Source organism: Spirosoma sp. KUDC1026 (assembly GCF_013375035.1).
Lineage (GTDB): Bacteria > Bacteroidota > Bacteroidia > Cytophagales > Spirosomataceae > Spirosoma.
The window spans coordinates 2,557,216-2,577,304 of the sequence record NZ_CP056032.1 but is presented as its reverse complement, the minus strand read 5'-3'; the positions used below and the strand labels follow the sequence as shown (position 1 = coordinate 2,577,304).

Below are 20,089 nucleotides of genomic sequence, written 5' to 3'. Positions count from 1 at the left end.
CTATAAAACGAGTATCATACATCGTTTGTAAGCTCCTCCATTCGCATCGCTGTAGAGCGCATTCACCTACCCAATAGATTCATTCACAACTAATGTTACAAATTTTATAGCCATTGTTACACCAGAGAAAGACCATAAAATATATTATTTCCACTATTGTATTGACAAAATGATCAACTAGCTCATTGGGTTCTTTCCTCATAACTACATCTTAAATTAAGCACCATGACCTACTTTTCTTCTGCCAGTTCATCGGACAGGACTACACCGGTTGACTGGCCCCCACTCAAACTTTATCTGCGCGAGAGTGGACGGCAGTCGTTTCCGGTTGAGGACCTGGTTTACCTCCAGGCAGTCGCCAACTACAGCTGGTTAAACTGGGTCGATGGCCGCCGTATGCTGATGCCTCGCACGTTGAAATATTACGCACCCAAACTACCCTCCGAGTGGTTCATCCGATTACACCGTAACTGCGTTGTCAATCGCCAGTACGTAGAGCGGCTGGAGCGTACAGACACGGGTGGCCTAGTTCACCTGTCCAACGGCGAAGTGCTGCCGGTGTCGCGTCGGCGCTGGAGCACGGTTCGTCGGCAATTGGCCCACAACATGCCCCATCTTAATTAACCGATATACCCTACTTCTTATAGCTCAAATTTACGCCCGTATTCAAAAGCCCTGACCAGTCGACTGGTCAGGGCTTTTCATGTTATATCTGTCTTATTCTTACTCACTTTCTAATGACAAAATACAGATAGGTTGTAGCTTTGCTGATAAATAACTAATCCTATTTTTCATGAATCAACAACTACGTTTAGCCAACTTCTGGTCCTGGCTCACTGCGGCTTTTCTGGTGTCGTTCGGCACGGCGCAGGCGCAGCTACTGACCGAAGATTTTGGCGCGACCACATTGCCCTACTCGCTTACGCTGCAGGGCTGGGCGGCCCACAGTGGAGCCGGCACAAACACAATCAACGCGTCCGCACCCAACCTGACCTACTCCGGGTTGAGCACATCGGGCGGTTCGGCGTCGCTCACTACATCGGGAGAAGACGTCAACCGGGCGTTTACCCCACAGACGAGTGGATCGGTTTATGCGTCGATGCTTGTTAACGTATCGGCCGCGCAGGCAACCGGTGATTATTTCTTCCATTTTGGGGGGGCCACCATCGGCAGCACATTTGCTTCCCGACTGTACGTCAAAAGCGCAACGGGCGGTTTTCAGTTTGGCATCAGCAAAACCAATGATGCACCAACGTACGCGACAACTCCCTATAGTTTTAACACGACGTACCTGGTTGTCCTGAAATACACTATTGTTGCGGGTAGCAATAACGATACGGCGGAGCTGTTCATTCAACCAGTCGTCGGCCAAACCGAACCCACGGCTACCGTGACGCAAACATCTACTACGGCCAGCGACCTGTCGACCGTAGGTACTATTGCGCTCCGCCAGGGGGGCGGGACGGCAGCCCCAACCGTTCGCGTAGATTATATTCGCGTAGGCACAACCTGGAGCGACGTAACCAGCGGCACTGCCGGTCCGAACCAAGCACCAACGGTAGCCAATGCCATTCCCGGTCAGTCGGCTACGGTAGGTCTGCCTTTTTCGTACACTGTTCCAGCTAATACGTTTACCGATCCGGAAAACGAAACCCTGACGCTCACCGCATCGGGTTTGCCAGCCGGTATTACGTTTACCAACGGCACATTTGGTGGAACGCCTACCATGGCTGGCGTTTCGTCCGTAACGGTAACGGCGACGGATCCGGGTAATGCGTCTGTCAGCACGGCCTTCTCGTTTACGGTTAATCCGGCTCCAACAACAAATCAGCCGCCAACGGTGGCCAACGCCATTCCAAACCAGACGGCAGTAGAAGGACAGGCGTTCAGTTATACGATTCCTGCTAATACGTTCAGCGATCCGAACGGTGATGTTCTGACACTGACCGCATCCGGATTGCCAGCCGGTCTCACATTTACGAACGGAACGGTAAGTGGTGCCGTGAGTACGACGGGCGTGTATCCGATCACAATTACGGCTACCGACCCTGGCAGTCTGTCGATCAGCACTAGCTTTACCCTGACTGTTAATTCGCGCTTTACGCCCATCGCTGCAGCCCGGCTGGGCATTGGCCAGATCTTTACCATTATGGGTCGGGTAACCGTAACGAATCAGCTTGGTTCGCGGCAATTCTACGTGCAGGATGAAACCGGTGGGATTCTGGTGTACAGCGGGGCTTCCGGAACCGACTATTCAGGAGTTGTTCAACTGGGCGATCTGGTGCAGGTCAGCGGACCAATTTCAGTCTTTAACGGGGCTCTTGAGGTTAACGGCGTAACCGGATTTACGGCTGTGTCGGGCGGGGATGTACCAGCCCCCAAAGTTATTACGCTGGATCAGCTGCCCAACTACCAGGGGCAGTTGGTTAGGGTTTCTGACGCCACCATCAGCGGCACAGGCGCTACGTTTACGGGCGGCACGAACTACACGATCACCGCCGGAGGGCAGTCGGGAACGCTACGTATCAGCGCAAACTCGCCACTGGCTAACGCCGGTCGCCCAGCGAATCCGGTAAGTGTAACGGGAATCAGCGACCGGTTCGTGTCGGGCGCAACGACAGCAGGCGCGAATGGTCTGCAACTGCAACCGCGTATTCTGTCCGACATTTCGGGTGCTACGGCGGCTACAGATCAATTGTGCGGAGGTACCGGCGGTACGGAACTGAACCGCGATCAGACGCTGGACATTGCGGCCTGGAACATGGAATTCTTCGGGGCCAATGCCGGAGTCATCGCTTGTCCGCAGGGGAACCTGCCCTACAACAATTTCGGCCCGACCAACGAAGAGTTACAACAAACCAACGCGACAACCGTACTAGGTAAACTATCAGCCGATATTATTGCCGTTGAAGAAGTAAGTGACATAAACCGGTTACAGGCCGCTGTGGCAGCCATACCTGGCAGTTACAGTTACATCTGTTCGAACCGTTTCTCGTACTACTTCCAGAACGAATGCGATCAGACCCCATCAAATGGTACCGTTTTCGGTCCAACGTCGCTGGCGCAGAAAGTTTGTGTAGTGTATAACACGGCAACCGTTACGCCAATTCTGGCCGAAACCAAACCGCTGCTGGACGGGAAATACAACTACCCAGCAGACAACAACTGGTCGTCGGGACGTCTGCCATTCATGTTTGTAGCCAACGTAACGATCAACGGCATTACGCGGAAAATTCACACGGTTGCCATTCACGCAAAATCGGGCAGCGCGGTGGCTGACTATAACCGTCGGAAACAGGATATCGATGACCTGAAAGCAGAACTCGACGCAAATTATTCGACCGAGAACCTGGTCATCTTGGGTGATTACAACGACCAGATCAACACCTCGATTGCGGCCGGTCGCCCATCGTCGTACACGTCGATCATTGCCGATGCAACGAACTACAGCGTTCTGACCCAGCCTCTCGAAACGCAGGGTTGCAACACCTTTGCCTCGTCAGCCAGCTTCATTGACCATCTGACCGTATCGAATGAACTGAACGCGGCATACGTAGGCAACTCAGCTTATGTACTGCAACCCGGCACAATTCCGAACTACGTTAATACGACTTCAGATCACTACCCAATCGCGGCCCGGTTCAACCTGGCAAGTCTGGTAGGCCCTGTTACGCCATTAGCGCTGACGCTGACGGCAGTGCCAACCCAGGTAACAGCGGCTGGCTCGGTGAACCTGCTGGCAACGGTCACGGGCGGGACGGCTCCCTTCAGCTACACCTTCAGCGGACCAGGTACCATCACCGTCAGTGGCAACAGCGCCACCATCACCGGTCTGCCCACGGGTCTGCAGACCTTCACCGTCACCGTGGCTGATGCCACTACGCCAACCCCGCAGACCATCACCCAGACGGCCAGCGTGAGCGTATCGGCCAACCCAACGGCACCCTTTGCCATCACGGGGGTAACCACCATCAGCTGCGCTACCCTGACGGCGGGTTCGCGGCAGTTGACCTTCACCCCCCAGTATACGGGTCTGACGGGGCAGCCGGTTACCTTCGCAGTGCAGAATGAGCTATCGCCAACCACCAGTGCTGGTCCCTACTCGCTGCGGTTATACACCGACAACCCGGTCGTCACCCTGCGTGCCAGTCAGGCCGGAACAGAAACCAGCTTCGTCTACAACTGGCTAGCCATCTGCAACGGCACGACCCCGCCGGCCAGTCAGCCACTGGCCTTGACGCTGACGGCAGTACCGACGCAGGTAACAGCGACTGGCTCGGTGAACCTGCTGGCAACGGTCACGGGCGGGACGGCTCCCTTCAGCTACACCTTCAGCGGACCAGGAACCATCACTGTCAGTGGCAACAGCGCCACCGTCACCGGCCTGCCCACGGGCCTGCAGACCTTCACCGTCACCGTGGCTGATGCCACCTCACCAACCCGTCAGACCATCACCCAGACGGCCAGCGTGAGCGTATCGGCAACGTCAACGGCACCCTTTGCCATCACGGGGGTGACTACCATCAGCTGCGCTACCCTGACGGCGGGTTCGCGGCAGTTAACCTTCACCCCCCAGTATACGGGCCTGACGGGTCAGCCGGTTACCTTCGCAGTGCAGAACGAGCTATCGCCAACCACCAGTGCTGGTCCTTACTCGTTGCGGTTATACACCGACAACCCGGTCGTCACCCTGCGCGCCAGTCAGGCCGGAACAGAAACCAGCTTCGTCTACAACTGGCTGGCTGCCTGCAACGGAACGACTCCGCCGGTCAATCAGCCATTAGCCTTGACGCTGACGGCAGTACCGACCCAGGTAACAGCGGCTGGGTCGGTGAACCTGCTGGCAACGGTCACGGGCGGGACGGCTCCTTTCAGCTACACCTTCAGCGGACCAGGTACTATCACCGTCAGTGGCAACAGCGCCACCGTCACCGGCCTGCCCACGGGTCTGCAGACCTTCACCGTCACCGTGGCTGATGCCACTACGCCAACCCCGCAGACCATCACCCAGACGGCCAGTGTGAGCGTATCGGCCAACCCAACGGCACCCTTTGCTATCACGGGGGTGACCACCATCAGCTGCGCTACCCTGACGGCGGGCTCACGGCAGTTGACCTTCACCCCCCAGTACACGGGCCTAACGGGTCAGCCGGTTACCTTCGCAGTGCAGAACGAGCTATCGCCAACCACCAGCGCTGGTCCTTACTCGCTGCGGTTATACACCGACAACCCGGTCGTCACCCTGCGTGCCAGTCAGGCCGGAACAGAAACCAGCTTCGTCTACAACTGGCTGGCCGCTTGTTCAACCCCGAACGCGCGTGTTGCCGTTAAGGAGGAGACACTGCAGGTAAATCTGCTAGGTAACCCATCGGCCAACGGCCAGGTTTCGGTTGAAGTTCGTGGTGCAGTTGATCAGGTATTACATCTGCAACTAACGGACATGAGCGGCCGGGTAATCGACACCCGCCAGATTGAGCAGGCGGGTTCGGTTGAACGGCATACGTTCGATGTGAACCGTCAGCAACGTGGTATTCTGTTGCTACGGGCTACGACGCCAACGCAGGCCCAAACGGTGAAAGTGATCAAAGCCGATTAATTCGGATTACTCAACTAACAGAAACGCCCGACCAGATTTGGTCGGGCGTTTCTGTTATGTAAAGGCTGATATTTTCTTAGCGAAGCCGGAACACCAGTACGTCTAAACTAGTACATCTGTTCCAGTACGCGCTCCATCGATACTTCCTGACCGATACGGGCTTTCAATTCGCTGATGGGGATACGTATCTGCTCAGTCGTATCACGGTAACGAATGGTGACGGTATCATCTTCCAGCGTCTGGTAATCAACGGCGATACAGAACGGCGTACCGATCAGGTCCTGACGGGTATAGCGTTTACCAATAGCGTCGCGCTCCTCATAAATCACCCGGAATTCCGACCGCAGACTCTTCACGATCTGCTCGGCTTTTTCGGGCAGTCCGTCTTTCCGCACCAGCGGGAATACGGCCGCTTTGATCGGTGCCAGCGCCGGATGTAGCTTTAGATACGTACGCTCCTTCTGCTGATCACCTTCACCCGGAACGCCGGACCGCACAACTTCCTTCGTGAACGCATTGCAGAATACCGCCAGGAACAACCGATCGGCTCCAACGGAGGTTTCTACAACGTACGGAATGTAGTTACCGTAAGGTTTACCCGTTGCCGGATCGACGTCATTGTCGAAATATTGTTGTTTTTTGCGGCTCAGCTCCTGGTGCGACTTCAGGTCAAAATCCGTCCGCGAGTGAATCCCTTCCATCTCGCGAAAACCAAAGGGAAACTGATACTCAATGTCCACAGCGGCATTGGCGTAGTGCGCCAGTTTCTCGTGGATGTGAAATTTGAGTTTTTCGGCGGGAAGACCCAGCGCCTGGTGGAACTTCATCCGCGTATCGCGCCAGCGTTCGTACCACTCCATCTCGGAACCAGGCCGTACGAAGAACTGCATTTCCATCTGTTCGAACTCGCGCATCCGGAACGTGAACTGACGGGCCACAATCTCGTTACGAAACGCCTTACCAATCTGAGCAATCCCAAACGGCACCTTCATCCGACCGGTTTTCTGGACGTTCAGGAAATTAACGAAAATACCCTGCGCCGTTTCAGGACGGAGATAAATCAGGCTGGCATCTTCTGCCACCGAACCTACCTGCGTTGAGAACATCAGGTTGAACTGACGAACTTCGGTCCAGTTATCAGTGCCTGAAATTGGGTCCTTAATGCCCTCAGCGATAATCAGGTTACGTAGCCCTTCCATATCGTCAGCGCTCTGCAACCGTCCCAGTTCGTTACGTAGTGCCTGCCCCCGTTCGGTATCGCCCGCCAGTTCATACTGTTCAGCTTTGCCTTCGATGAGTTGGTCAGCACGGTACCGTTTTTTCGAATCGCGGTTGTCAATCATCGGGTCGTTGAACGAGTCAACGTGCCCGGATGCTTTCCACGTCAGCGGGTGCATAAAGATGGATGCATCGATTCCAACGACATTATCGTTGAGTTGCGTCATGGCTTTCCACCACAGCGTTTTAAGGTTATTTTTCAGCTCAACGCCATTCTGACCGTAGTCGTACACGGCCTGTAGACCATCATAGATTTCAGATGACGGGAACACAAAGCCATATTCTTTGGCGTGGGAAATGATGTCCTGAAGCGAGGCTGCCGGAGTACCCGTAGCCGGTGTTTGAGTAGTATTCATACGTGAAGGCAAAAATACAATAGTGACCGGATTAACCGACACGTCAGTAGGTTACTGGCCTCAGAAGTTAGGGTGATCTTAAAAAAGAAGCGTTATTAATATCCTCCGTAAAACTTCCGCAGCGCCCATTCGATCGTTACGAAAGCCAGCACGACGAAGAATAGCCAGCGCCAGTTGATGATTTCGTTCATCTCTTCGGTACTGCTCAGCCGGGCAGGATGGGGCTTCGTCGTCAGGCTGTTTACCAGCGCGTCAAGGCGGTCGGCGCTGTAAAACTGACCACCCGTCTGCTGAGCCAGTTGACGGAGCAGACCATGATCGGCGGTTGTGTTCAGCGCTTCGAGCTGTAGATCACGGACCACAAACTGACCTGATGCCTGTTCGGCTTTTCCGCCGGGACTCGCAGCGATGCTGGCCTTGAACTGATACGCGCCCTGGGGCAGACGACTGATTTCAAAGCGGCTGTTTTCGGCGGTGGGGGTATAATTGAAGTTACGGATGATGCCGCGCTCATCGGTAATGTCAAGCCGGACGGGTTTGTCATACAACCGCTCGTAGATGTCGTTGTAGATTTCAGTTTCGAAAATCACCTTCTCGCCCGCTACAAACTCATTCCGGATTGGGTAGACCCGCAGCTTACGCCGGTCCTCCTTTACGGAAATCAGTTGGATAACTTTCTGGATTAGTTCGTCAACGACCTCCTGCTTTTCGGTCAGGGCAAATTCCTCCTGACGCCACGCCCATAGGCCTTCACCAGCCAGCACGGCTGTTTTTCGGGGGCTCGTTACGTTCAACGCAAGCAGCGGCTTGGTTGTGCGCACGCTACCGATCTGCTGCCACAAAACAACCTCACTCCCCGGTTGCAACCGATATTCGCCGTACGTAGCCAGCATAGGTGGCAGCTTGCTCAATATCTCAAATCGGGTCGGATCAAGGTTAAGTTGCTTGAAGGATGGATTTAATACACCCGTTACTTTGTCGCTCTGACCAGGCTGCCCGGCAATCTGAACGATGGAGTTTGACGCATTGAACGGGCCCAGCGCCGATTGATTTCCCAGTACGAACAGTATGGGCGTGTTCTTTGCCAGATAACGCTGTACCAGCGCCGAGCTGAGTCCACTATTGTCCGGAATCTGGTGCAGGATGATCAGGTCGTACGCTTTTTCGGCCGGAGGTGTTTGGTCGGAAGCACCGGTTATCGTCCGGACGTCCACCTCGTAGTTCTCGTTTTTCTCCAGAATACTACGTAGCGCTTTTACGTCGGGGTGCGGGGTCAGCGCCAGCAACAGCACTTTCTCTCGTCCGTCAATGACATCCAGGTACACGTCCTGGCGATTGTTTTGGGTGCTGAATTCGCCCGGCTGCGGCAGGATTTCGACGACGTAATGCTGAACGCCTTTCTGCGTCGCCGTGGTCTGGAAGGTTAGCTGGTTGAACGTATCGTTCTGACCAAAACTGACAGCTTGGCGACCCAGCTCTTTTCCATTCTGCCGTAATACGACGGTAGCTGTACGGCCCTGAAAACCGTTACTGATCACTTCCGCCTGCACCGGAAACTGGTTACCCAGGTAAGCAATCCGGTTGGCGATGACGCCTTTGAGTTGAATGTCTTTTTTAGGAATAGTGTCGCCTAATCCAATCGTCTGGACGGCGAATGGATACTGACCAAACGTGGGTGATACGCCCTGGTTAAAAATGCCGTCAGACACCAGGACCACGTCCGTCAGGTTGCGTCCTTCGTAATCCGACCGGATACGGGACAGAAGCCCTGACAAGTCTGTTGTTCGCTGGGTAAAGGGAATCTGAGTCAGATCGGCATTACTTAGCGAATCACCGAAGTTACGTACCGCTACGTCCAGTCCTTTTTCACTCAGTTTTTGCTGGAGCTGCTGCAGATTTGTCAGCGCCTTGTTTAACGCCGGACGTCCGGCAGCCGCTACGGACTCTGAATTATCAATCGCCAGTACAACCGTTGGTTTCTCGGTTAGTGTCTGAATACTGCGGATCAGCGGGTTCAGCAGCAGGAAACAGAGCAGACTGACGACAACAAACCGCAAGGCAGCCAGCCCGTAGGACGTTCGTTTATCGATGCCACCAACAGTATCTCCACTGCCGTTCGCCGACGACATGCCCGGTAACGGCAGCGGCTGATACATGATGTACGCATACAGCGCTCCGACCAGCAAACAAACCAGAATCCACCAGGGAGACGATTGAAAAATTATGTTCATAAAGACAAGGAGGAAGGAGGAGGGGAAGGAAAGGAGGAAAGGAAAACCAGCGGACAGTGCACTATTCAACGCCTTTCTCCTTCCCCCCTTTCCTCCTTTCTCCCTTCTAGGTTAACATTCCACCGTCTACCTGCAGTACCTGGCCGGTGATATAAGCCGACATGTCGGATGCGAGGAAAACAGCGCAGTTGGCTACGTCTTCGGGCAGGCCGCCCCGTTTCATCGGGATCGACTGTTTCCATTCTTCAACGGCTTTTTCGTTGACTTCGCCGGTCATTTCTGTTTCAATAAAACCAGGAGCGATGGCGTTGGAGCGAATATTCCGCGACCCCAGCTCCAGCGCCACGGATTTGGTAAAGCCAATAATACCAGCTTTCGACGCTGCGTAGTTCGCCTGACCCGCGTTACCCCGAATACCCACCACCGACGTCAGGTTAATGATCGATCCGGCCCGAGCTTTCATCATGGATTTCGTGGCTGCTTTCGTCAGGTTAAAGACCGACTTTAAGTTAACGTTAATAACCGAATCCCATTGTTCTTCGGTCATCCGCATCAAGAGCCCGTCTTTGGTAATCCCGGCGTTATTGATCAATACGTCCAGTTTACCAAAGTCAGTAATTACTTGGTTGATCAGTTCTTCGGCCGCTTTATAGTCCGACGCATCCGACCGGTAGCCTTTGGCTTCACCACCAAACGCCCGCAGTTCGTCTTCCAGCGCCTGGCCTTTCTCAACGCTCGACAGATACGTAAAAGCGACCGTCGCGCCCTCCTGCGCAAATTTCAGGGCCATTGCCCGACCGATGCCCCGCGATGCGCCCGTAATCAGCGCAACTTTTCCTTTTAATAAATCCATTGTTAGCTTATTGTCGGCCCTCTATATTGGCCGACTATTGATAAAAACTAGAAGCGTCAAAAATAACGCTTTAGGGCTAAACGACAAGGTATGCGTTTCTTTTGCTTTCGCCCCGAAGCTGTGTTACTTTGTCCAAAACTAAGCTCCCCATCATGCGCTATCTGGTCCTGCTTCTTTCATTCCTGTTTCCTTTTTCGGCGGCCGTTGCTCAGAAAATTCTGGCGCAGGACGATCATCGCCAGCCCAGACCATTCATAACAGCTTACGAACAGAAAGCCGATTTTATCGAAGCCGATGTCTGGCTGCAGAACGACAAACTTGTCATTTCGTCCACGAAACCGCAACCCGGTACGCCGGCTCCTACCCTTGACTCACTCTACCTTTCTCCCATTAGACGTTTGTTTGCCCAGCATGATGGCTACGTCAGCCCGGACCGGCGATACACGTTTGGTTTAGTACTCGACGTAAAAGACAACCAGGAAGCCGTTCTTACCGCCCTGGTCGATCAACTTCAGCAGAACGTAATGCTATTCAACCGAACCGCGAATCCCAACGCCGTTCAGATTATCATCAGCGGTAACCGACCAAAAATTGAATCCTTTCTCGATCAGTCGGCACTCCTGCAATTCGACGGACGTCCGAGTGAAATTTACGACGAGGAAACGCTGGTTAAAGTAGCTATGATCAGCGACAATTTTGACTCCTATTCCCAGTGGAACGGCGAAGGCAAAATGCCCGAAGCCGATCAGGACAAGCTCAAACGGGTACTCAAACGCGCCCACAGTTCCAACAAACCTTTCCGGCTGTCGAACGTCCCCCCTAACGCGAACGCCTTGAAACAGTTGAAAAAATTAGGCGTTGACATTATCGGAACGGATAAAGTATCTGAAGTTATGAAAGAGGGGAAATAACGATTACGCCGGGCCTGGTCCTCAGAAAAGTTGCTTTGCCCCCGGGCTCCGCACGATCAACGCAGCAAGTCCGTACGAGCCGAGTAGAGCCAGCGGGGCAGCTATTACTAGTTTGATAAGCGGTTCGAATGACAGGCTACTCAAGAGAAGCGTCAGCGAAATAACAACCAGTGGATGAAATACATACATAGCGAAGGCGTAACGGGAAGCCTTCGTCAGGCGGGGGGTTGTGTAGTTCCATTTCTGTTTTCCCGTCCAGAGCAGGGCTACAATAATCGAGATACCCGTCAGTTGCTCCCAGATACTATAGAGAAATGATTGAACGCTCCAGCCATCGCTCATACTGGTGGCGGTAATTTTGAACGCTACGGCGGCCAAAACCATCAGCGGAAAAACAAGAAATGCCAGCGTCACAGCAAGCCGACCAAAAAAACGACCCTGCTCCTGCGACAGTTGGTCGAACCAGTTATTCTGCTGCGCCAGTATTCCTACCCCAAACAGCGCAACGTATTGCGGGAAGTGCGCAAATTGAAAGCCAAAAGGCTCCCACACCCAACCTACCGGAAACACAATCCGGACTAAAAAGCTGATCAGGCCCAGCACTACCGCGCCCAGCAGAATGGTTCCGGTTCCGGGACATTTCAGGCTGAAACGTAGCAAAGACACTTGCCGTATCGCCACGTAAATCAGCGTAAACAACAGCAGCGCTTCCACAAACCACATGACACCCGGCGAAATCCAGCCATCGTAGCCATTTACGAATTGCCAGAACGTAACCTCATGGTGCTGGCCATATCGGTACACCAGAAAATTCATGATCGTCGCCAGCACGAACGAGTAAATCAGCAGCGGAATTCCCAGTCGTTTCAGCCGATCAATAACGAAGGTAGCCGCTCCTTTTCGCTCGTAAGACGGCCCGACGAAATAGGCCGACAGCATAAAAAACATGCCCATAAAAAAGGACTGATTAGCGGCCACAAAAACCGTTAGCACCAATTTGGCGGGTAGACTAGCCGTTGACTCCTTGAAGTACCAGCCACCTGGTGCGCCATAGGCAATCATGGTATGATGCAGGATCACCAGTCCCGTAAGCAGGAGTTTGATCGTGTCGAGATAGTAAATTTTCTGCGATGGGATACGAGTAGACGTTAATTCGGAGGTCATAGTCGGAGAGGCAGGTATTCCTAAAAGTATCAACAAATAACGGAACAAAGCCAACTGAAATCTCAGGAACGCTTGGTATAATCCCTGCCTGCCTTATGGTAACAGTTCGTCAAATTTTTCGACGTTTAACCTATTTTTTGGGGCGAGCGGCACGAGTACGCACCATGCTGGACAACTCAGAAACCAAGCGAGACTCCTCACATTTAAACCCAATAAAGTCATTGAAGGTACTGCCCTCAATCAGCCACTCCTTGCCGGTCAGGGGACATTTCCAAGCCCTATCCTGGGTTTCGCTCCAGCTGCGCCGATTGTCTAAAAAGTAGTAGGTTGGTTTACCGGTAAGTTGCTCAATTTGCTGGCATAAGTTTCGCCCCTGCTGAGCAAAGGGCGAGCCTACTTGTTGAAGCTGCCTTAGGGCAAATCGCTCCCCATAGTCATAGAGCAGCCATAAATCATCCAGACTCTGATAAGCGTAATGCCAGTAGTTTAGGTCCTGATAAGAATTAGTCTCTGAATTCAGCGGGGGAAACAGGTATAGGGGAATGGGCCGATAGGTATCACCACATACAACCGGTGAAAAACCGCCCCCGTAAAGAATATAGTTACTTGAGTCAACCGGAACCTGATAATCTGACTTATCAGCGGCTCGACCGGTGGGCCGAATGTCCAGCGGGGCCTGTGTTTTGATTTGTAACTGTTCCAGGCAATGAAGAGCAAATCGATGGCTATACTGGGCAGCCAGGGAATTCTCTTGAGGGCAAGTAACTGGTATTCTCAGGCGATTGTCGTCCAGGATATATTGGTGCTTTTGCTCAATGATCTGGCTATTACTGCCTAAATAAATCAACAAATTCTCAATCTCATACTGAATGTTATCGAAGCTGAGGTTGGTTAGGTTGACAAGCAAATCAAACGTGAACATGGTCTGGCAATAGGGTCAATAGAAGGTAGCGATTCCCGGTTAATCAGGGTGATAATTAATTGAACGTTCATCACTGTGCAATGATTTAACCGGGTCAATATAGTGTAACCATTCTCTATACCACCATTCAGCTAAACGAAATGATTAGTTGACAGATGTATGTTATTTTCTTTCCCTTCCATTAGTATCACAGCTGATGTACGATAGACCAGCGATTGATGAGGTCGTTGGTGCTTGTAATATTGGAAATACTTGGCTAAACCTACCCGTAACTCGCCACCAGTTTGGTAGTTCCGCAGGTACACATCCTCGCATTTTAACGTCCGCCAGAAGCGTTCTGTACAATAGATGTTGTCTAAGGCTCGTTCCTTACTGTCCCAACTAATGGTAATTTGATGGCCTTATAGCACGGCAACAAAATCACACTGGAGAACTGGTTGCGGTAGCGGCCGCCCGGCCTGATCCGTATTGAAGACCTAGGCCTACCCCCCATTATTATAGACTTTTCTGTAATGTGGCTACGCACCAATCGGCTTCGATCGTGTTACTCAGCTCCCAATGCAAGACATAGCGGCTGCGCAACTTCAAGATGGCCATCTCATAAAAAAAGCCTCTGGGCATCGGAATATACGTAATATCGCTAGGCCACCTGTGCGGTGGCCTGGACCTGATGAACACTATGAATAACTAAGTCTCTCAGCGGATAAAAAAACGGTATCAGGGTACACCCGACTTCGACAAATTGGACTTAGGGATCGGATTGCCGAAGCGACTGCGTTTCCAGCCCCATCAAGGCTATTAACCGGCGTACACTTGCTATTTATTGCCCAGCCCTCCTGCTTCAGGAGTACCACAAGGTGCCGATGGCCCAGTTCAGGATGCTCTATATTATACCACTCATCGAGCCAACGCATGATCTGTAAGGTCTGTTCATCGGCCGTGACAGGCTCATAGGCTAGGCCTGCCCGGCTGACACTTAAAAGCCAGCATTGTCGTCGAGACTCAATTCAGGAGAAGGCTGCCCGATCATGCCAAGGATTGGTCTCCATTTTCTTGAGCCAGCTTAACTCCAGGGCACCGCGCCCGGCTGTAGCCGTCCAATCTGTTCGTAAATTAATAATCTCCGGTCACGTACGGCTGTAAGCAATACCCTGAAGAATGACGTGCAGTTCAGCCAGTTCCTCAGTAGTACCCTGTCCGGAGTCAAAATCGGCAAGGGTCCCATCCGGCAATATAAAACAGCCATAGACGGCCGTAAACTTTTCCCAGTTCTCAATTTTCACCAGAAAACTAGCGGGTCGAATCGCTTTTAATACGTCGCGCGAGCGTGTGTAACGGGGATAGCCGGTAACGGTGGTACGGTATCCTTTCCATATACGTAGTGCCATACCTGCGCGTCAATCCCGGTCATCTCGGCATCATTCGCCGGGTTCAGGGTCTCAATCTGGTCGATAATTGGCTGAGCGTTCGTCACTGTTTTCGCAATTTCAACCGGGCAAATAACTCAGATTTACCCGCCTGGCCGTAAGGTATACTCATTTTCAGTATTGCATTCGTTTTCGCTAGTATCCGGTTGGTACAGACCTGTCAATGAGCAATATATCATTCGATCAGTAGGTTAAACCAGCCTGCTACTTTTGAGCTATGTAGATTCGATACTCGTCCCGATGGAGATACCTCAATTGAAGAAAGCACCGGTCGTTTATGACGTAGCCATCGTTGGCTCAGGGGCGGGTGGTGGTATGGCAGCCTATATGCTGGCTAAAGCAGGAGCCAAAGTGGTGTTGCTCGAAGCGGGTGGTTACTACGATCCGGCCGATCCGAAATACATCACGCAGCTAAAATGGCCGTGGGAGTCACCCCGGCGCGGAGCCGCAACCGAATTCCGGTCGGGTGGTGATTTCGATGCAGCCTGGGGCGGGTGGCAGATCGACGGCGAACCTTACTCCGCTCAGGCCGGTACCGAGTTCAACTGGTTTCGGTCGCGCATGCTCGGCGGACGTACCAACCACTGGGGCCGAATTTCGATGCGCTTCGGCCCCGATGATTTCCGACGCCGTTCGCTATCGGGCGTGGGCGATGACTGGCCGGTCAGTTACGAAGATTTCAAACCCTATTACGACCGTGTCGATCGGCTCATTGGCGTGTTCGGCTCCGTCGAGAACCTGCCCAACGAGCCGGATGGTATTTTTCTGCCCCCGCCCAAACCCCGTCTTCACGAGCTGATGTTACGGAAGGCTGGGACGCAGATTGGTATTCCGGTTATTCCGTCGCGGCTAAGTATTCTGACGAAACCCATCAACAACGAGCGGGGCCAGTGTTTCTACTGCCGCCAGTGTAATCGGGGCTGTCAGGCATACGCTGATTTTTCGGCCTCATCGGTGCTCTGCATTCCCGCCGTCAAGACCGGTAACGTAACCCTCATCAACGGCGCGATGGCCCGCGAGATCCTGACGGACCCCAATACGGGATTAGCCACCGGCGTGAGCTACGTCGACAAGCAAAGTCTACAGGAAATTACGGTACGTGCCAAAGCGGTTATGGTGGGGGCCAGCACCTGCGAATCAGCCAGGCTGCTGCTCAACTCAAAATCAGCCCGTTTTCCGAACGGGCTTGCCAACGGCAGCGGGGTCATTGGTAAATACCTCAACGACTCAACTGGTGCCAGTCGTTCGGCGTTTGTACCAGCGTTGATGGACCGTAAGCGGTACAACGAAGATGGCGTAGGTGGCATGCACGTCTTTACCCCCTGGTGGCTGGATAACAAAAAACTGGATTTTCCACGGGGCTACCACATCGAATATGGCGGAGGGATGACGATGCCCGGTTACGGCTACGGGGCAGGCATCGAAGCTCAGAATGGCGTCATTCCCGATCGACAGGGCAAAATGAAGCCGGGAGGTGGATACGGCGCTGGGCTGAAAGACGATTATCGGCGCTTTTACGGTGCTTATATCAGCATGGCCGGTCGCGGTGAACCCGTGCCGCTCGAAAGCAACTATTGCGAAATCGATCCGAATAGCGTCGATAAATACGGTATTCCAACCCTACGTTTTCATTACAAATGGTCAGACTATGAAGTGAAGCAGGCCAAGCACATGCAGGACACCTTCGAGGAAATTATTCACGCGATGGGAGGTATTCCGTTAGGGGCTAAACCTGGTCCCAATACGGCTCATGGCTACGGCCTGGCTGCCCCTGGCCGAATTATTCATGAAGTGGGCACCGTACGCATGGGGAACGATCCTAAAACGTCGGCGCTGAATAAATACCAGCAGGCACACGAAGTCAAAAATCTGTTCGTCGTCGATGCCGCTCCTTTTGTTACACAGGGCGATAAGAACGTGACGTGGACTATTCTGGCAGCTTCTATGCGTACCTCGGACTATTTAATTGACCAAGTGAAGCAGAAAAATATCTAGTTTGGACGTAGCATCACGTACCGCGATGAACAATGATTGATAAGCTACCGCTTTCCTTATCTGGCTTCTTTATACTGACCGTTCTTCTGACACTTACCTTGTTTATCTGGACAATTCGAAAGGCCGATGCCAGCAGCATTCGCAACAAGGCAGTGCTCATACTTTCTGGCTTGGTTGTCTGGTTACTCATTCAGGCAACTATTACACTCAACGGCGTTTACTCGTCAAACCCGCAGGCCATTCCGCCCAGAATTATGCTGCTGGGCATCCTGCCAACTATCATCTGCATTTTGCTGCTGTTCGTTACGCAGCGGAGCAGACAATTTCTGGACAGTTTACCTTTATCGACGTTTACGTATTTACACACCGTGCGAATACCAGTCGAACTTACGTTATACTGGCTTTTTCTGCATGGGGCTGTCCCGGAAATCATGACATTTGAGGGGCATAATTTCGATATTCTCGCTGGCCTTACGGCTCCGCTTGTCGCATATTTCGGGTTTAAAAAGCGTAGTCTATCACCATCCTTGATCCTGTTATGGAACGTAGTGTGTCTTGGACTTTTAGGCAACATCGTTGCTACGGCTTTGCTATCAGCCCCATCACCACTACAGCGGTTGGCCTTCAACCAACCAAACATCGCCATTCTGCATTTTCCGTTTAGCTGGTTGCCATCACTTATTGTACCCCTTGTTTTGCTAACTCACCTGACCGCCATCAGACGATTTTTAATTGACAGACAGGCATAAAAAAAACCGGGCGTTACCACCCGGTCTTTTTTATTTATTGCTTCGGATTACTCCGTTACTTCTTCTTGCTTTTTCACCGTGATCGTCAGCGATTCACCTTCTCCACTGTAGTCGGCGTGGATCACATCGCCTTCTTTCAGTTCGCCTTTCAGGATCTCTTCAGCGATCGGATCTTCCAGGTAACGCTGGATTGCGCGGCTTAGCGGACGAGCACCGTACTGCTGGTCATATCCTTTTTCCGACAGGAAATCTTTTGCTTTTTCAGTCAGATCAACGGTATAACCCAGGCTCGTTACGCGGCCAAGTAATTTACCCAGCATGAGGTCAATGATTTTGTGAATGTCTTCGCGTTGCAGCGAGTTAAACACAATTACATCGTCCAAACGGTTGAGGAACTCCGGCGAGAACGCTTTGCGAAGCGCGCTCTGGATGGTGTTCTTCATGATCTCGTCCTGGCTTTCGCTCTTGCGGGTGGCAAAACCGATACCGGCACCGAAATCTTTCAGGTCACGAACCCCAATGTTCGAGGTCATGATAATGATCGTATTCCGGAAGTCAACCCGGCGACCCAGACCGTCAGTCAGGATACCATCGTCAAGCACCTGCAGTAGAATGTTAAACACATCTGGGTGCGCTTTTTCGATCTCATCCAACAGCACGACGCTGTAAGGTTTCCGGCGGATTTTCTCGGTTAACTGACCACCTTCTTCGTAACCTACGTAGCCTGGAGGAGCGCCGACCAGTCGGCTAACGCTGAACTTCTCCATGTACTCCGACATATCGATACGTACCAGCGCATCTTCTTTGTCGAACAGGTAACTAGCCAGGACTTTCGCCAGCTCCGTTTTACCTACCCCCGTTGGCCCGAGGAAGATAAACGAACCGATTGGTTTCTTCGGATCTTTCAAACCTACCCGTGTCCGCTGGATAGCCTTCACCAGCTTGTCAATGGCGGCCTGCTGACCGATTACTTTGCCTTTCAGCTCCTCGCCCATATTGACGAGTTTTTTGCCTTCGTCGTTCGATACGCTCGTCACCGGAATTCCCGTCATCATAGCCACGACTTCAGCTACGCTGTCTTCGTTAACCGTGTACCGACGTTTCTTGGTATCCTCTTCCCACGCTTGTTTAGCGCGGTCGAGCTGGTCGATCAGGCGCTTTTCTTTGTCGCGGAGCTGAGCAGCTTCTTCGTATTTCTGGCTTTTAACGACCTGGTTTTTCTCCTTCTTGATATTCTCAATCTGCTCTTCAAGCTTCAGAATATCTTCAGGAACGGTGATGTTCGATATGTGTACCCGAGCACCCACTTCGTCCATTACGTCAATCGCTTTATCAGGCAGAAAACGGTCAGAGATATAACGCTCTGATAGTTTCACCGCGGCTTCAATCGCTTCTGGCGTGTAATTAACGTGGTGGTGATCTTCGTACTTATCCTTGATATTGTTCAGGATTTCGATGGTTTCGTCAATCGACGTAGCATCGACCATCACCATCTGGAACCGACGGGCCAGCGCACCATCCTTCTCGATGTACTGACGATATTCGTCCAGCGTCGTAGCTCCGATGCATTGAATGTCACCGCGGGCCAGGGCTGGTTTGAACATGTTTGAGGCATCCAGCGAACCCGATGCGCCACCAGCACCAACGATGGTGTGCAGCTCATCGATAAACAGGATCACTTCTGGCGATTTTTCCAGCTCGTTCATCACGGCTTTCATCCGCTCTTCGAACTGACCCCGGTATTTCGTACCCGCCACCAGCGATGCCAGATCCAGGGTAACAACGCGTTTGCCGAACAGCACCCGCGATACCTTTTTCTGCACGATACGTAGCGCCAGTCCTTCGGCAATAGCGGTCTTACCGACGCCAGGTTCACCGATCAGGATTGGGTTATTTTTCTTACGGCGGCTCAATACCTGAGCAACACGCTCGATTTCTTTTTCACGACCAACAATTGGGTCCAGTTTGCCAACCTCGGCCAGCTTCGTCAGGTCGCGACCAAAGTTATCCAGTACGGGAGTCCGTGACTTTTCAGAACCTTTGGCTTCTTTGCCTGAACCGCTGCTGCCGCTGCCGCCAAACATACCCCGGTCGTTGTCGTCATCATCGGTCTCGGGGCCCATCACCGGACGGCTTCCCGAAGATTGGTATTCCAGCATCTCCTTAATGACTTCGTAATTAACATTGAACTTGTTCAGAATCTGCGTGGCGACATTGTCTTCATCGCGCAGAATCGATAGCAGCAGATGCTCGGTGCCAATGAGTGGGCTTTTGAAAATCTTGGCTTCCAGATACGTGATCTTCAGCGTTTTTTCCGACTGACGGGTCAGCGGGATATTCGCCAGGTTTTTCACGTTATTGGTCGCCGTACCTTTCGTTGCCTGTTCAATAGTGACCCGAAGTTCGTCGAGCGAGATGCCGAGCTTTTTCAATAACCCGACGGCTACACCCTCTCCTTCGCGGATCATTCCCAGCAACAGGTGTTCTGTACCGATGTAATCGTGGCCTAGGCGTAAGGCTTCCTCCCGGCTCAGCGAGATTACTTCCTTAACGCGGTTTGAGAATTTTGCTTCCATTCGCTTTGGGTCTCCTAAGGTAAGCGTACTA

General features: G+C 52.5%; 13 protein-coding genes. 5 read left to right on the top strand and 8 right to left on the bottom strand.

The window, feature by feature from the left end; translation table 11 throughout:
- The first annotated feature begins 225 nt into the window (after positions 1-225).
- Entirely contained in the window at positions 226-624 is a 399-nt protein-coding gene (locus tag HU175_RS10855; protein WP_176566616.1) for a LytR/AlgR family response regulator transcription factor, read from the top strand.
- A 169-nt stretch (positions 625-793) separates the two neighbouring features.
- Positions 794-5,596, top strand: coding sequence for a putative Ig domain-containing protein (locus HU175_RS10850; protein ID WP_176566615.1), 4,803 nt, complete (start codon positions 794-796; stop codon positions 5,594-5,596).
- Between the two features lie 107 nt (positions 5,597-5,703).
- Here HU175_RS10850 and HU175_RS10845 read toward each other — a convergent pair whose 3' ends face one another.
- The 3 genes from HU175_RS10845 to fabG form a co-directional block, all read right to left on the bottom strand.
- On the bottom strand, positions 5,704-7,230 hold the full coding sequence (locus tag HU175_RS10845; RefSeq protein ID WP_176566614.1) for a glycine--tRNA ligase: 1,527 nt from the start codon (positions 7,228-7,230) through the stop codon (positions 5,704-5,706).
- Positions 7,231-7,325: 95 nt separating this feature from the next.
- Entirely contained in the window at positions 7,326-9,461 is a 2,136-nt protein-coding gene (locus HU175_RS10840; RefSeq protein WP_176566613.1) for a VWA domain-containing protein, read from the bottom strand.
- A gap of 106 nt (positions 9,462-9,567) precedes the next feature.
- Positions 9,568-10,314, bottom strand: coding sequence for a 3-oxoacyl-[acyl-carrier-protein] reductase (fabG, locus tag HU175_RS10835; protein ID WP_176566612.1), 747 nt, complete (start codon positions 10,312-10,314; stop codon positions 9,568-9,570).
- A gap of 152 nt (positions 10,315-10,466) precedes the next feature.
- On the opposite strand from fabG, the gene HU175_RS10830 reads away from it, so the two are divergent.
- Complete coding sequence (locus tag HU175_RS10830; protein WP_176566611.1) at positions 10,467-11,225, top strand: glycerophosphodiester phosphodiesterase; 759 nt, start codon at positions 10,467-10,469, stop codon at positions 11,223-11,225.
- A gap of 21 nt (positions 11,226-11,246) precedes the next feature.
- On the opposite strand, the gene HU175_RS10825 is transcribed toward HU175_RS10830, so the two are convergent.
- The 4 genes from HU175_RS10825 to HU175_RS10810 form a co-directional block, all read right to left on the bottom strand.
- The gene (locus HU175_RS10825; protein ID WP_176566610.1) at positions 11,247-12,389 is read right to left on the bottom strand and encodes an acyltransferase family protein; all 1,143 of its coding nucleotides are present in this window, start codon (positions 12,387-12,389) and stop codon (positions 11,247-11,249) included.
- A gap of 130 nt (positions 12,390-12,519) precedes the next feature.
- Positions 12,520-13,311 carry a DUF2310 family Zn-ribbon-containing protein gene (locus HU175_RS10820; protein WP_176566609.1) on the bottom strand — a complete coding sequence of 264 codons (792 nt, stop codon included), beginning with the start codon at positions 13,309-13,311 and terminating at the stop codon, positions 12,520-12,522.
- Between the two features lie 131 nt (positions 13,312-13,442).
- The gene (locus HU175_RS25100; protein ID WP_410528599.1) at positions 13,443-13,661 is read right to left on the bottom strand and encodes an integrase core domain-containing protein; all 219 of its coding nucleotides are present in this window, start codon (positions 13,659-13,661) and stop codon (positions 13,443-13,445) included.
- Positions 13,662-14,438: 777 nt separating this feature from the next.
- Positions 14,439-14,699 carry a hypothetical protein gene (locus tag HU175_RS10810; protein WP_176566608.1) on the bottom strand — a complete coding sequence of 87 codons (261 nt, stop codon included), beginning with the start codon at positions 14,697-14,699 and terminating at the stop codon, positions 14,439-14,441.
- Between the two features lie 279 nt (positions 14,700-14,978).
- Here HU175_RS10810 and HU175_RS10805 point away from each other — a divergent pair, with 279 nt between their 5' ends.
- Entirely contained in the window at positions 14,979-16,733 is a 1,755-nt protein-coding gene (locus HU175_RS10805; protein WP_176566607.1) for a GMC oxidoreductase, read from the top strand.
- Between the two features lie 32 nt (positions 16,734-16,765).
- Complete coding sequence (locus HU175_RS10800) at positions 16,766-17,482, top strand: hypothetical protein (protein WP_176566606.1); 717 nt, start codon at positions 16,766-16,768, stop codon at positions 17,480-17,482.
- Positions 17,483-17,529: 47 nt separating this feature from the next.
- Here the strand turns inward: HU175_RS10800 and HU175_RS10795 are convergent, their stop codons facing one another.
- A complete protein-coding gene (locus HU175_RS10795) occupies positions 17,530-20,058 on the bottom strand; it encodes an ATP-dependent Clp protease ATP-binding subunit (protein WP_176566605.1) in 2,529 nt (842 codons plus the stop codon).
- Between the last annotated feature and the right edge of the window lie 31 nt (positions 20,059-20,089).